Here is a 13,560-nt window from a genome sequence, read left to right as displayed (position 1 = left end):
ATGAACCCGCAGACGACGCTGCCGCCGACGCCGGCGGCGCTACCGCCGAAGGCCGGCGACCCGGACGCCAAGGGCGGGCGCGCCCGCCGGAGCCCCCGCTCGGAGGTGAAGCTCTTCGCCGGGCTCGGCCACGCCGCGCTCGCCGTCTGGGCGGTGATCGTCATCGTGCCGATCCTCTGGACGTTCCTGGCCGCGTTCAAGAACACCGGCGAGATCTTCAGCAGCCCGTGGACGCTCCCGGCGGAGCTGCGCTGGGAGAACTTCGGCCGGGCCTGGACCAAGGCGAACGTCGGCCGGTACTTCCTCAACAGCGTCCTGGTCGTGTCGTGCAGCACCCTGGGCACCATGCTGCTCGGCTCGATGGCCGCGTACGTGCTGGCCCGGTACAAGTTCTGGGGCAACCGGGCGATCTACTACCTGTTCGTCTCCGGGCTGGCCTTCCCGGTCTTCCTGGCCCTGGTGCCGCTCTTCTTCGTGGTGAAGAACCTCGGCCTGCTGGACACCCACACCGGGGTGATCCTGGTCTACATCGCGTACTCGCTGCCGTTCACGATCTTCTTCCTGGCCGCGTTCTTCAAGACGTTGCCGAACTCGGTGGCCGAGGCCGGGATGATCGACGGCTGCTCGCACACCCGGCTCTTCTTCCAGGTGATGCTGCCGATGGCCAAGCCGGGCCTGATCAGCGTGGCGATCTTCAACATCATCGGCCAGTGGGCGCAGTACCAGCTGCCCCTGGTGCTGCTCTCCAACGCCAAGGACAAGTGGGTGCTCACCCAGGGCATCGCCGACATCTCGGTCAACGCCGGCTACGAGGCCGACTGGTCCGGCCTCTTCGCCGCCCTGACCATCGCCATCCTCCCGATGATCATCGTCTACGCGATCTTCCAGCGTCAGATCCAGTCGGGCCTCACCTCCGGCGCCGTCAAGTAGCCCGGGGCCCCGCGTCACGCGGGGCCCCGGCGCCACGTCAGGGGTGCCAGGAGCGCCAGAGGGCGGCGTACGCCCCGCCGGCGTCGACCAGTTCGTCGTGGCTGCCGAGTTCGGTGATCCGACCGTCGGAGAGCACGGCGACCCGGTCGGCGTCGTGCGCGGTGTTGAGCCGGTGCGCGATCGCGATGACGGTACGCCCGGTCAGCACGGCCGCGAGGGCCCGCTCGGTACGCCGGGCGGTGGTCGGGTCCAGGGCGGCGGTCGCCTCGTCGAGGATCAGCGTGTGCGGGTCGGCGAGCACCAGCCGGGCCAGGGCGAGCTGCTGCGCCTCGGCCGCGCCGAGCTGCCGCGCCCCGTCGCCGAGCGAAGTGTCGAGATCGTCGGGCAGCTCGGCGTACCAGTCGGCGCCCACCGCGACCAGCGCGGACCGCATCTGCTCGTCGGTGGCGTCCGGGGCGGCGAAGGCCAGGTTGTCGCGCAGCGAGCCGATGAAGACGTGATGTTCCTGGGTGACCAGGGCGATCCGGCGGCGGCGCTCGGCCGGGTCCAGCTCGGTGACCGGGCAGCCGCCGATGCTGACCACGCCGTGCCGGGGCGCGTCGATCCCGGCGAGCAGCCGGGCCAGGGTGGACTTTCCGGCCCCGGACGGGCCGACGATGGCCAGCCGTTCGCCGGGCCGTACCTCCAGGTCGATGCCGTGCAGGACGTCGCGGCCCCCGCCGTAGGAGAAGCGCGCGTCGCGCACCACCAGCCGATCTCCCGGCGGCGCGGACGTCCTGCCGGGCGGTTCCGGCGGCACCTGGCCGACCCCGAGCACCCGGGCGAACGAGGCCAGGCCGCGCTGTGCCTGCTCGGTGAACTGGAGGATCCGGTCCAGCGGCTCGATCGCCTGTTGCAGGTAGAGCGCGGCGGCGACCACCGCGCCGAGCGAGACCATGTCCCGGGAGAGGAGGTACCCGCCGACGAGCAGCACCGCGGCGATCGGCAGCGGATAGCTCGCCTCCACCACCGTGAAGAACACGGTACGCAGCGCGAGGGTGGCCCGCCGGGTGGCCCACAGCCGGGCGATCCGGGCGGTGCCGTGGCCGATCCGCTCGTCGGCGAGGCGCAGCGCCTCGACGGTGCGGGCGCCCTCGGCGGTGGTGGTCAACGTCTCGGTCAGCTCGGCCGTGGCCGCGCCCTCGGCCAGGTACGCGGCGCCGGCCCGCCGCAGGTACCAGCGGGTCACCGCCCAGATCGACGGCAGCCCGGCCAGCGCGGCCACGCCGAGCAGCGGGTCCAGCAGGAAGATCGCCCCGAACAGCAGCGAGAGCTGCACCGAGGCGATGACGATGGCGGGCACCACGTCCCGCACCGTGGTGCCGACCGTCGACACGTCGACGGAGCTGCGGGTGGCCAGCTCTCCGGAACCGGCCCGCTCGACCACGGAGACGGGCAAGGCGAGCGTGCCACGGACGAAGTCCTCCCGCAGCCGCGCGACGGCCCGCTCCCCGAACCGGTGGCCGGCGTACTGGGCGTACCGGGAGAGCAGCGCCTGCACCAGGACGGACCCGCCGATCGCCAGCGCCAGCCGGTCGACGGTGGCGACGCTCCCGCCCGCGGCGACCTGGTCGACGATGCTGCCGAGCAGCCACGGCGCGGCGAGCCCGGCGACCGCGGCGGCGCCGTGCAGCGCCAGCACGACGAGGACCGCCCGCCGGTCCCGGCCGAGCAGGCCCAGCGTCGCCCGGCGTACGGCGGCCCGGTCCGCCACCGGCAGCCGGCTCACGGGTACGCCCCCTCGGCGTCGGCGGGCTCGTCGAACTCGGCGTCGGTGCTGTCCCGGGCCACCAGCCGCCGGTAGCCGAGGTCCTCGTCGAGCAGGTCGGTGTGGGTGCCGGTGGCGACGATCCGGCCGGCGCGCAGGTGGGCGACCAGGTCGGCGTGGCCGAGCAGCAGCGGCGACGTGGCGAGCACGACCGTGGTGAGTCCGGCCCGCGCGCTGCGCAGCCGCTCGGCGATCCGCGCCTCGGTGTGCGCGTCCACGGCCGACGTCGGGTCGATGAGGATCAGCACCTCCGGTTCGGCGAGCAGCGCCCGGGCCAGGCGTACCCGTTGGCGCTGGCCGCCGGAGAGCGTGCGGGCCCGGGCGTCGATCGGGGTGTCGAGCCCGTCGGGCAGGGCCTCGGCGACGTCCTCCGCGGACGCGGCACGCAGGGCGGCGGTGATCTCGTCGTCGCCGTTGCCGGGCCCGTCCCGGTGGTCGTCCGGCCGGCGACGCAGGATCTCCCGCAGCGTCCCGGCGAAGAGGTACGAGTCGTGGTCGGCGACCAGGATCCGGGCCCGGACCTCGTCCAGGCCGATCCCGGTCAGGGGCGCCCCACCCCAGGTGACGTCGCTGACCACGTACCGGCCGAGCCGGTCGGCGAGCGCGATGGCCTCGGCCGGGTCGTCGGCGGCGACGCCGGTCAGCCGGCCGGCGGGGACGGTCAGTCCGGTCGCCGGGTCGTGCAGGTCGGCGGGGCGGGGCGGCGCGGGCACCGCCTCCGGCCGGCGGGCGCCGGGCACCGCCGCCGCGCCGGTGCGGGAGCGGGGACCACCGACGTCGTCGGGGGTCAGGTTGAGCAGGGCGATGATCCGGCGGGCGGCGACCCGGCCCCGGATCAGCTGGTAGCTGCCCTCGAGCAGGAACCAGACCGGCACGATGAGGGTGGCCACGTACCCGTAGACCGCGACCAGCTGCCCGATCGTGATCTCCCCGGCCACCGCCATCCGGGCGGCGAGCCAGACCACCGCGGCGAGGAAGCACCCGGGCAGGGCCACCGTGAGCGCGTCGATCCAGCTGTTGACCGCGCCGACCCGGTACCCCTCGGCGAGCAGGCGTCGGGAGCGCTCGGCGTAGCGGCGGGCGAAGAGGCCGCGCCCGCCGACGCCGGCGAGCACCCGCAGCCCCGCCACGATGTCGCCGGCCCGGGTGGTGAGCAGCCCCTGCTGCTGCCGGTAGACCGACTCCGCCCGTTCGAGGCGGCGCAGTAGCGGCCCGACGACCAGCGCGATCGCCGGCACGCCCAGCAGCACGCAGAGCGCGAGGAGGGGGGAGACCGACCAGAGCACGACGGCGATGACCCCGTACGCGACGACCGCGCCGACCCCGGGACCGGTCAGCGTGAGCACCTGCGACGTCCAGCCGATGTCGGAGCCGCCGACGGTGGCCACCTCGCCGGTGGCGAGGCGGCGCGGCAGCACCGCGCCGATCCGGGAGAGCTGGCGCAGCAGGACGGCCGCCGAGCGGGCGGTGGCGTCCTCCCGTACGAACGTCATCGTGCGGTGCCGCATGATGCCCAGGTACGACAGGAGCAGCCCCGCGACGACGATCGCCGCGACCCAGCGCAGCAGGGCCGGGGTGTCGTCGGCGCGCAGACCGTCGTCGACGGCGCGTGCGATCAGGTAGGGCCGCACCGACAGCCCGATCATCCAGGCCGTCCCGATCACGCTGCCGCGCAGCACCCGCCAGGGCTGGCAGCGGACCAGCCACCAGATGTAGCGCAACGGCCCCCGGGTGTCCGGGACGCCGGGGTCGGCGTGGGGGATCTGCGGCGGCACCCCGGTCACGCTACCGAGCCGGCCGGCGATCCACCGACCCGTCGGCGCCCGGGCAGGGTGGGCGACGCGCCACCGGCGGCGTCCGGGGCTGCGCTGTCGTAGGGGCGAGGCAGAATCACGTCCGTGCTGGTGGCGGTGGTGGCGGACGAGCGGGGCGGGGGAGTGCTGCAACCGCTCGGCGGTGACGGCCGTCCCACCGGGCCGGCCGAGCCGGTGACCGACCTCACCGCCGCGGTCGCCGCGCGGGAGGCCGCCGGGCACCCCCGGTGGGTCTGGGCGTCCGGCGCGACGACCTACCCGGCCCTGCTGCGCTCCGGGGTCCGGCTGGAGCGCTGCCACGACGTGGAGCTGACCGAGGCGTTGCTGCTCGGGCACGCCGGCCGCTGGGGTGAGCCGCGCTCGCTCGCCGCCGCGTACGCCCGGCTCACCGGGGCCGCGGTGCCACCCGATCCGCCACCGCGTCCGCCGGCCCCGCCCGGCCACGGCCAGGCCGCGCTCTTCGACGCCGTCCCCGGGCCGCTGGGTCCGGGCATCGAGGCGCTGGTCGAGGTGTACGCCGACCAGCTCGCCCGGATCGCCGCGACCGGACACCCCGGCCGGTTCCGGCTGCTGGTCGCCGCCGAGTCGGCCGGGGCGCTGATCGCGGTGGAGATGGGCGTCGCCGGCCTGCCCTGGCGGGCCGACGTGCACGACGCGATCCTCGCCGAGCTGCTCGGCGAGGCGTCCCCGATGGGCGGGCCGCCCCGCCGGCTGGCCGAGCTGGCCGCCCGGATCGCCGACGCCTTCGGCGTACGCCAGCTGCACACCGACTCGCCGGCGGAGCTGTTGCGGGCGTTCGCCCGGGCCGGGGTGGAGGTGCCCAACACCCGGGCCTGGGTGCTGCGCGGCGTCGACCACCCGGCGGTGCCGCTGGTCCTGGAATACAAGGAGCTCTACCGGATCTGGACGGCGCACGGCCGGGCCTGGCGGGACGCCTGGGTGCGTGATGGCCGCTTCCAGCCGGAATACGTGCCCGCCGGGGTGGTCTCCGGCCGGTGGGCGACCCGCGGCGGCGGCGCGTTGCAGATTCCCAAGGTGATCCGGCGGGCGGTGGTGGCCGACCCGGGCTGGCGCTTCGTCGTCGCCGACGCCGGCCAGCTGGAGCCCCGGGTGCTCGCCGCGGTCTCCGGCGACGTCCGGCTCGCCGCCGCCGGTGGCGCCGGCGACCTCTACGCCGCCCTCGCGCAGGACGCCTTCGGCGGCGACCGGGCCCGGGCCAAGGTGGCCCTGCTCGGGGCGATGTACGGCCAGACCGGCGGGGCGGCCGTCCCCGCGCTGGCCGTGCTCAAGCGCAGCTATCCGACCGCCTTCGGGTACGTGGAGGCGGCGGCCCGCACCGGCGAGGCGGGCGGCCTGGTCCGGTCCTGGCTGGGGCGGACCTGCCCGCCGGGGACGGCCGGTTTCACCGACGGCGACGAGGGCGCCCCGGATCCGGACGCCGGCGCCGACCCGCGGTCGCCGCGCGCCCGGGCCGCCCGCTCCCGGGGCCGGTTCACCCGCAACTTCGTCATCCAGGCCACCGCCGCGGAGTGGGCCTCCACCCTGCTCGCCACCCTCCGCGGCGAGCTGGCCGGCACCGCCGCCGAGCTGGTCTTCTTCCAGCACGACGAGGTGATCGTGCACTGTCCGGCGGAGCAGGCGGAGGCGGTCGCCGACGCGGTGACCCGCGCCGGGGCGCGGGCGTCGGGCCTGCTCTTCGGGGACACCCCGGTCCGCTTCCCGTTGGATCTGTCCATCGTCGACTGCTACGCCGACGCGGCCTAGGTGTTCCGTCACGGAAACCGGATGATGGCGGCGATGAGGTGCCGGAGGCGGCTTCGCGATGGTACGACGGTAGCCGGTCGACCTGCAGCAGGCTCACTGTGCCTTCGATGATCGCCAAAATTGCCAGGCCCCGTCCCGGTGACCGAAGCCAGAGGTGCTGGCTGAGCCTCCGATTCTGGTCCTGATGCCGTCTCTGTCGCGGACCGCGGTGGCGCAAACCGATGAAGGGCGGCCGAGTGCGTCGCCCTGGTGGACTTCGATCCTGCCAGCGTGGCCTGTGTCGAGCAGGTGGGCGGCGAGGCAGCCAGTGCTGTTGGCGTTGACGATGTCCTCGTCGACACCGATTGCGGGGGCGAACATGCGGGCGGTCGCCTTCGTCCCAGTCGGCGTCAGTGCGTAAACGAAGCAGCCGAGGTAGCCGAGTCGGCGACAATCGGCAGCCAGGCGATCGTGATTTGGCTGAATCGAAAGCAGAGTGCGGCGGTCCCGGACCGGCACGAGCAGCCGTGGTGTGCCGGGCGAAGCGACCCGCAAGTCGCCGGTGACGTCGTGAGGCTTCAGTCCGAGCGCTGCGACGATGCTGCCGCTCTCGCCGCTGGCACAGTCTTGAAGCTTGATGATGCCCTGGTCGAACCACACCTCGATGCCGTCGGGGCGGCGGACAGCGGTCGTGGCGAACGTGCGGCCGCCGGTGCTTTGTTGTCCTCGGTGGTGGCTGGCGCCGCTGCGTTGCAGCTGTACCGCTTGCGCGGCGACGGTGCCGTGGCCGCAGTTGGTGAGTTCGCCGGCGGTGGTGAAGAACCGCACGACCGGCGCGCCGCGGCTACTCGTGTCGATGAAAGCGGCGTGGGAGGTACCGGCCGCGCGTACGATCGCCTGCCGTTCATCGTCGCCGAGGGTGCTGTCGTCGATCACGACCGCGGTCGGACTGCCCCCGCGTCCGTCGCGGGTGCACGCGTTGACCACCGTCACCTGCCTGCGGTGCATCACGACGCCCTCATGTCGGAGGAGTCGAACGGACGGTGCGCCACCCGGATCGGCACTCGTTCGCTGCTGCTGGTCCTCCGCTGATTCCCGGGCAGGGAGGGGATTCCGTCGCCGGTGAGCGGGGCGCGGCCGGTGAAGACCATCAGGTGCAGCCCTCGGGTTCGCAGCGGTAGCGCTCGGGTGCGGAGGGTGGCAGTCTCCCGCTCGCGGCCGCCTCCGGCGCTTCGGATCGAGAAGCACTGTAGCGCTTCGTGATCGGAGGCACCAGCGCCCTGCCGGAAGGGTCTACGGCTCGGTGGCTTCGGTCTCCTCGGCCATGGCGGATGCCCACTCGTCGGCCCAGCCGACGAGGGGCCGCAGGGCGCGGTAGGCGCCGTGGCCGAGCTCAGTGAGGGCGTAGGTGGTGTCCGGCTGTTGCTCGACGAGGTGGGAGGCGAGCAGTTCGGTGAGTCGTTGCCGCAGGACGCTGGAGGACATGTTGTCGCAGCGTTGCTGCAGTGCGCGGAAGCCGACCGGCCCGTGTCGCAGTTCCCAGACGATGCGCAGGTTCCACCGGCGGCCGAACAGGTCGAGTGCGGCCATCAGTGGCCGTCCGGTATTCGATCCTCGTACCGGCCGTCCTGGCCTTGGCGCCGACATTTTTTGCCCCGTCCCTCTTGATGCTTCGATTTCCGATACAGTACCGTTCCCGTGCGGTGATTCGATTTCCGAAGCGGACGAGGATGGGCGGGGCATCGTGACGGTGTTGAGTACTCCGTTGTGTGACCGGCTGGGCGTCGCTGTGCCGATCGTGCAGGCACCGGTGGGTTCGGCGGCGGCGCCAGAGTTGGTGGCGGCCGTGTCGGAGGCCGGGGGTCTCGGCATGCTGGCGCTGACCTGGCAGAGTCCCGCGCAGGCGCGGCGCAGCATCCGGCGGGTTCGAGAGCTGACAGCGCGGCCGTTCGGCGCGAATCTGGTGCTCGAGTTCCCGGTGGCCGACCTGCTGCGGGTGTGCCTCGACGAGGCCGTGCCGATCATTTCCACCTTCTGGGGCGAGCCGGCGCCGGTAGGTGCGCGTATTCGCGAGGCGGGTGCTCTGCACATGCACACGGTCGGGTCGGTCAAGGAAGCCGCCGATGCCGCCGCCGGCTGCGTGGATGTGATCGTGGCGCAGGGCTGGGAGGCAGGCGGCCACGTCCGCGGCCGGACCACGACCATGGCCATGGTGCCGGCTGTCGTGGACGCGGTTGATCCGGTGCCGGTCATGGCCGCGGGTGGCATCGGTGACGGCCGCGGCGTCGCGGCCGCACTCGTGCTCGGCGCGCAGGGCGCCTGGATGGGTACGCGCTTTCTGGCCGCCGCGGAAGCGTTCACTCACGACGTGTACCGGCAACAACTGATCGCCGCCGCTGCCGACGACGCCGTCCATACCGGCTGCTTCGACGGCGGATGGCCGGACGCGCCGCACCGGGCGTTGCGCAATCCGACCCTGCGCCGGTGGGAACAGGCCGGGTCCCCACCGGCGCCGAGGCGTCCCGGCGAGGGCGACGTCGTCTCCGTCGCTGCGGCCGGCCGCGCCCATCTCCGGTACGAGGACCTGATGCCCTTGCCCGGCATGACTGGCGCTCTGGCGGACATGGCCATGTATGCCGGCCAGTCGGTGCATCTCATCCGCGAATTCCGGCCGGCCGGAGAGCTTGTCGGCAGCATCGCCGCGCAGGCCGCTGCGATCCTCCAAGGCATGCGGTGCCCTTGATGGCTACTCCTGCGCAACGCGCCGTCACCACCCCTGGCCGCCGACCCGGCGACACCGTCGTGGCCACGTCTCGATGCTGAGGCCGAATACCAGCTGGTCCGGCAGATCATGGCGGGAAGGCGACGCCTGCCCGGTCTGTCCCGACGATGCCGCGGTGCTGGGACCGCTGCGTGACCGGCGGTGGGGCGTGGCCACCTCCGGCCGCGCCCGGACGGTCCGGCCACGTCTACGCGCGGGCGCGCTGCCGGACCCGCCGGTCCTGGTGCACAGCGGCCAGGTCCGCTCTGGCAGACCCGACCCGGAGGGCTGCCCGCGCGGGGCAGAACTGCTCGGTGTGCCAGCAATACGCTGCCTGGCAGTTGCGACCTTCGACCATCCCACCCGCTCCCGGGAGCGATCACCGTCCACGCTCGTCGGTGAACTCACCACGACGCACCACTGGCACATCGTCAACGACCCGCCCTACAAGATCGATGGAACATCCAGCCGGCCGCAGCGCAGCCGCCGCGCCCGGCGCGGCATAGCGCACGAATTTCCGATTTGCCCCGCCACCCCCGCCCCGGCGCGCTCGTTGGGTCCGATGTGCGCGAACGGACCGGGCGGCTCTGCCCGGTCCGTCTTCACGACGGAGGTGGCGCAGCTGAACCGGATCGCAGGAATGATCATCGCCGCGGGCGGGGGACGCCGGATCGGCGGCCCTGAGGCCCTCCTGCACCAGGGGGAGAAGCCCCTGGTCAGCCGAATGATCGACACGATGACCGAGGCGGGCTGCGAGCAGATCGTGGTCGTCCTGGGCGCGGCCGCCGACCAGGTCCGCGAGGCGGCCGACCTGGACCGCGCCACGGTGGTGGTCAACCGGGCCTGGGGGACCGGGGTGGGCTCCTCCATCCGGGCCGGCCTGGCCGCGCTCACCGACCCGGAGATCGAGGCGGTGGTGGTGGTACCGGTGGACATGCCCGGCCTCACCGCCGCGGCGGTACGCCGGGTCACCGCGCTGCCGTACCCGGACGTGCTGGTCTGCGCCACCTACGGCGGGCTGCGCGGCTACCCGATGCTCTTCGGCCGCCGGCACTGGTCCGGCATCGCGACGCTGGCCAGCGCCGACGTCGGCGCCCGGCCGTACCTGCTGGCGCACAAGGACCAGATCGTCGACATCGGCTGCGACTCGATCGCCGACGGCAGCCGGGTCGACACCCCGGAGCTGATGGCGCTCTACGGGCTCACCGTCCCGCCGCAGCGCGTCGGGGTCTGACCGGGTCCCGGGAGAACCACCCGCTGAACTATCGTCTGGGGACGCGGGCGGAACGACCCACCCGCGGCACGGGGAGGGGCGGTCGATGACCGGTGCGGTGGCCCGGCACGTCGCCGGGGCGGTGGTCGCCTGGGTCGTGTTCCCCGTCGAGAGTCTGGCCTGCTACCTGCTGCTGCTCGGCTACGCCCTCGTCACCGGCGAGGGCACCGGTGGCCCGCTGGCGGGGCCGGTGTTGGTGGTGGTGGGCGCGCTGGCCGGCCTGGTCGTGGTGCCGCTGGTCGTCGTGCCGGCCGGGGTGCTCGCCGAGCTGATCGGCCGCCGGCGTGGTGGTCTGGCCGGGACGCTGGTCGCCGCCGGCACGGCCGGCGCACTCACCCTGCTCGCCGTCCTCGCTGGCGCGTTCGTCGCCGGTGGCTCACCGCTCGGCATCACGGTGGCCTGCGCCGTGGGGGTGCTGCTGGTGCTCCCGCCGACCCTGGTGCACGTCGGCATCGTGCGGGGCACTCGGGAGGTGCCCCGACTGCTGGCCCGGCTGCGCGGGACCGGGGCGGCCGTCGTGGACCCGCCGCCGGTCGTCACGCGCTGAGCGGCCCGCGCGTCTCGGCGCCGTCGACGTCGCGCGGCCCCACCGGACCGGCAGCGCCACCGTGGCTGAGCGGCGTGGATCAGGAGGCGGGTGGCGCCACCGGGCGGTCCAGGTCGAACAGGGCGGCGGCGCTGTCCCAGCAGACCGCCCGCAGCCAGTCGTCGCCCAGGTCGAGCCGGGCCAGCCCGGCCAGCTGCTCCGCGTACGGGTAGGGGATGTTGGGGAAGTCGCTGCCCAGCAGCACCTTGCCGGCCAGGCCCAGCTCCCGCAGCCGGGGCAGCTCAGCGGCGGGGAAGGCCACGAAGCGGTCGAAGAACCGGGTGAACGCCATGGTGGTGTCGAGTCGTACCCGCTCGTACCGCTCGGCGAGGGCGAGGAAGTCGGTGTAGTCGGGCGCGCCGAGGTGCGCCACGATCGCGCTGAGCCGGGGATGCCGGGCCAGCAGGGCCGCGAAGCCCGCCGGCCCGGTGTGCGCGGTGCCGACCGGGGCGTGCCCCGCGTGCACCACCACCGGCACGCCGGTGTCGGCGAGCAGCCCCCAGACCTTGTCCAGCGCCGGGTCGGTCGGGGCGAAGCCGCCGACCTGGACGTGCACCTTGAACACCCGTGCACCGGCGTCCAGCGCGTCGGTGACGTACCGGTCCGCGCCGGGTTCCGGGTAGAAGGTCGCCGAGGGCAGGCAGCCCGGGGTGGCCCGGGCGAAGTCCAGCGTCCACCGGTTCAGCTCCGCCGCCATGCCCGGCTTGTGCGGGTACGCCAGCGCGCTGAACGCGTGGACCCCCATCCGGCGCAGGTGGTCGACCCGTTCGGCGTCGCCCCACCGGTACCGGATCGGCCACTCGGTGCCGACCAGCGGCCCGGCCGCGTCGAAGTACGCCCACACCCGCTTCAGCAGCCGGGGCGGCAGGAAGTGCACGTGCACGTCGGCCAGCCCGGGCAGCCCGAGCCGCTGCCAGAACGCCGGAACGTCGGCGTCGCCGACCGGTTCGGTCTCCGTGACCGGCACCGGTCAGACCTCGATGTTGAACCGTTGCAGCACCGACGGCGCGACCAGGCCGATCGCCGCGAGCACGGAGAGCGCGGTCAGCGCGCCCCGCAGCACCACCACCTCGGCCTTGCTGCCGGTCCGCAGCGCGATGCCGTTGGGCAGTCCGATCATCATCCACATGCGGCGCTTGATCGGGATCGGCCAGAGGATCGGCACCCCGGCCTTGGTGATCATGTCGCCGAGGATGTGCACGAAGCAGCCCACCCCGACGGCCAGCCCGATCATCGGATAGCCGCGGTCGCCGGGCAGGTTGGCGAAGGTGTACCAGGCGGCGGCGGCCGAGGCGAGGGTGACGATCACCCAGCCGGCGCGCTCGGCCCACCGGTCGAAGAGCCCCCGCAGGGCCAGCCCGATCATGAAGAAGAGGATGCCCACCACGGCCCACTTGCCGTACGCCGTGCAGAGGGCGGTGGTGCCCCAGCCGACCAGCCCGGTGAACGGCAGGGTGTGGGTCAGCGTGCGGTGCCCGTTGTTGCGGCGCGGGTCGCGGCTCAGTTTGGTCGCGTAGTAGACGCCGAGCGAGATCTTCTCCATCACCTCGGCGAGGAAGAGGGAGAAGACGCCGAACGTGCGGGCCACCGTCGCGCCGCCCTGGTTACGGGTCACCTTGCCGGAGAGGTCCAGGTCGGGGAAGAGCGCCCCGCCCGCGCAGACCGCGGTGCCGACCGCCAGGGCCAGCGGGGACTGGTGGTAGTCCGCGAACTGGTCCAGCGCCCACGAACCGGCCAGCCACACCGCCGCGCCAGACAGCGCGTGGGACGGTCCCATCATCTCGCTCGCCCCTCCCCGGGTTCTTGATCGACAAGCTACGCCACTGTGTCAGAGCCGTCGCGCAGGGGGCAATCACCCGGACGGTCCACTGAGGAGGCTTCAGGCGGCGGCGGGCCGGAAGCTCTGCCGGATCATCAGGAAGTATGTCGCGTTGACCTGCCAGTCGAACTCCTCTGTCAGCCATGAGACGGTGTAGGCCAGCGTCGGGGTGACCGTCACGATCAGCCGCGCGGTGTGCACCAGGTCGCCGGCGTCGTTGGTCCACGCGCACTCCCACAGGGCCCCGCCCCGGAACATGTCCAGCGCGGAGATGTCCACCCGCCGGTAGCCGGCCAGCTTCCCCGCACCGGTCAGCCGGCGCTCCTCGGACTCCCAGTACGCCACCGGGTCCGCAGGGGCCGCGCCGGAGGTCACGCTGAGCACCCGGGACCCGTCGGGCTCCCGGAAACAGGTCACCGGGCCGTCGGTGAAGCGCAGCCAGCGCGCCGGCGCGGCGATCCGGAAGCCGGTCGGGTCCTCGTACCAGGTCCAGCCGGTGACCAGGGCGAGCTCGCCGTCCGGCGGGGGCGCCGAGGGCACCGGCGTGGCGTCGGCCGGCGCGGGCCTGCCGCAGGGGAAGGCCGCCGGCTGGGCCACGGTCGCGCCACCGCCACCACCGGGGACGCGGCCCGGCTCGTCCCGCCCGGTCAGCTGCAACGCCACCACCCCGGTCGCGGCGAGCAGCACGGCCGCGACGCCGGCCACGACCAGGGCCCGGCGGCGTCGCGCGCGGGTCGCCGCCCGGCCGTCGACCGGCGGCGCGGGCGGGTCCGACCCACCCGTCGCCGGGCCGACCGGGTCCGGGCCGGCGCTCGTCAAGTCGGAGG

Annotated in this window: 12 protein-coding genes; 5 read left to right on the top strand and 7 right to left on the bottom strand. The window is 73.8% G+C overall.

Translation table 11 applies throughout. The features are described from left to right. Positions 1 to 930: a carbohydrate ABC transporter permease gene (locus V6U79_RS24405; RefSeq protein WP_334615956.1), complete on the top strand. Its 930-nt coding sequence runs from the start codon at positions 1 to 3 to the stop codon at positions 928 to 930. Between the two features lie 37 nt (positions 931 to 967). Here V6U79_RS24405 and V6U79_RS24400 read toward each other — a convergent pair whose 3' ends face one another. Continuing rightward, a complete protein-coding gene (locus V6U79_RS24400) occupies positions 968 to 2,698 on the bottom strand; it encodes an ABC transporter ATP-binding protein (protein ID WP_334615955.1) in 1,731 nt (576 codons plus the stop codon). Further along, the gene (locus tag V6U79_RS24395; RefSeq protein WP_442933816.1) at positions 2,695 to 4,512 is read right to left on the bottom strand and encodes an ABC transporter ATP-binding protein; all 1,818 of its coding nucleotides are present in this window, start codon (positions 4,510 to 4,512) and stop codon (positions 2,695 to 2,697) included. The genes V6U79_RS24400 and V6U79_RS24395 overlap by 4 nt, the downstream gene beginning before the upstream one ends. Before the next feature lie 123 nt (positions 4,513 to 4,635). Between V6U79_RS24395 and V6U79_RS24390 the strand changes: the two genes are divergently transcribed. After that, on the top strand, positions 4,636 to 6,315 hold the full coding sequence (locus V6U79_RS24390; RefSeq protein WP_334615954.1) for a bifunctional 3'-5' exonuclease/DNA polymerase: 1,680 nt from the start codon (positions 4,636 to 4,638) through the stop codon (positions 6,313 to 6,315). Positions 6,316 to 6,408: 93 nt separating this feature from the next. Here V6U79_RS24390 and V6U79_RS24385 read toward each other — a convergent pair whose 3' ends face one another. Next, a complete protein-coding gene (locus V6U79_RS24385) occupies positions 6,409 to 7,287 on the bottom strand; it encodes a PhzF family phenazine biosynthesis protein (RefSeq protein ID WP_334615953.1) in 879 nt (292 codons plus the stop codon). 300 nt (positions 7,288 to 7,587) lie between these two features. Then, positions 7,588 to 7,884 carry a winged helix-turn-helix transcriptional regulator gene (locus V6U79_RS24380; RefSeq protein WP_334615952.1) on the bottom strand — a complete coding sequence of 99 codons (297 nt, stop codon included), beginning with the start codon at positions 7,882 to 7,884 and terminating at the stop codon, positions 7,588 to 7,590. A gap of 163 nt (positions 7,885 to 8,047) precedes the next feature. Here V6U79_RS24380 and V6U79_RS24375 point away from each other — a divergent pair, with 163 nt between their 5' ends. From V6U79_RS24375 to V6U79_RS24365, 3 genes are all read left to right on the top strand, one after another. Next, the gene (locus V6U79_RS24375; RefSeq protein ID WP_334615951.1) at positions 8,048 to 9,037 is read left to right on the top strand and encodes an NAD(P)H-dependent flavin oxidoreductase; all 990 of its coding nucleotides are present in this window, start codon (positions 8,048 to 8,050) and stop codon (positions 9,035 to 9,037) included. A gap of 658 nt (positions 9,038 to 9,695) precedes the next feature. Next, positions 9,696 to 10,289, top strand: a complete 594-nt coding sequence (locus V6U79_RS24370; protein ID WP_334527301.1) for a nucleotidyltransferase family protein — start codon at positions 9,696 to 9,698, stop codon at positions 10,287 to 10,289. Between the two features lie 85 nt (positions 10,290 to 10,374). After that, positions 10,375 to 10,875: a hypothetical protein gene (locus tag V6U79_RS24365; RefSeq protein WP_334615950.1), complete on the top strand. Its 501-nt coding sequence runs from the start codon at positions 10,375 to 10,377 to the stop codon at positions 10,873 to 10,875. A gap of 79 nt (positions 10,876 to 10,954) precedes the next feature. Here V6U79_RS24365 and V6U79_RS24360 read toward each other — a convergent pair whose 3' ends face one another. The 3 genes from V6U79_RS24360 to V6U79_RS24350 all read right to left on the bottom strand — a co-directional run. Continuing rightward, positions 10,955 to 11,881, bottom strand: a complete 927-nt coding sequence (locus V6U79_RS24360; protein WP_334615949.1) for an amidohydrolase family protein — start codon at positions 11,879 to 11,881, stop codon at positions 10,955 to 10,957. 3 nt (positions 11,882 to 11,884) lie between these two features. Next, entirely contained in the window at positions 11,885 to 12,694 is an 810-nt protein-coding gene (locus V6U79_RS24355) for a metal-dependent hydrolase (protein WP_334615948.1), read from the bottom strand. A 99-nt stretch (positions 12,695 to 12,793) separates the two neighbouring features. Further along, positions 12,794 to 13,560 (bottom strand): serine/threonine kinase C-terminal domain-containing protein (locus tag V6U79_RS24350; protein WP_503629764.1); only part of this gene is annotated, 767 nt, incomplete at its 5' end.

Origin of the sequence: Micromonospora psammae (genome assembly GCF_036902725.1) — a bacterium.
Classification (GTDB): domain Bacteria; phylum Actinomycetota; class Actinomycetes; order Mycobacteriales; family Micromonosporaceae; genus Micromonospora.
Note: the sequence above shows the minus strand (reverse complement) of the source record. Positions and strands in the feature narration are given on the sequence as shown.

Bases quoted from the DNA above. Each gene is read 5' to 3' on its own strand.
- V6U79_RS24370 (WP_334527301.1), top strand. From the start codon at position 9,696: ATGATCATCGCCGCGGGCGGGGGACGCCGGATCGGCGGCCCTGAGGCC.
- V6U79_RS24355 (WP_334615948.1), bottom strand. From the start codon at position 12,694: ATGATGGGACCGTCCCACGCGCTGTCTGGCGCGGCGGTGTGGCTGGCC.
- V6U79_RS24380 (WP_334615952.1), bottom strand. From the start codon at position 7,884: ATGGCCGCACTCGACCTGTTCGGCCGCCGGTGGAACCTGCGCATCGTC.
- V6U79_RS24405 (WP_334615956.1), top strand. From the start codon at position 1: ATGAACCCGCAGACGACGCTGCCGCCGACGCCGGCGGCGCTACCGCCG.
- V6U79_RS24365 (WP_334615950.1), top strand. From the start codon at position 10,375: ATGACCGGTGCGGTGGCCCGGCACGTCGCCGGGGCGGTGGTCGCCTGG.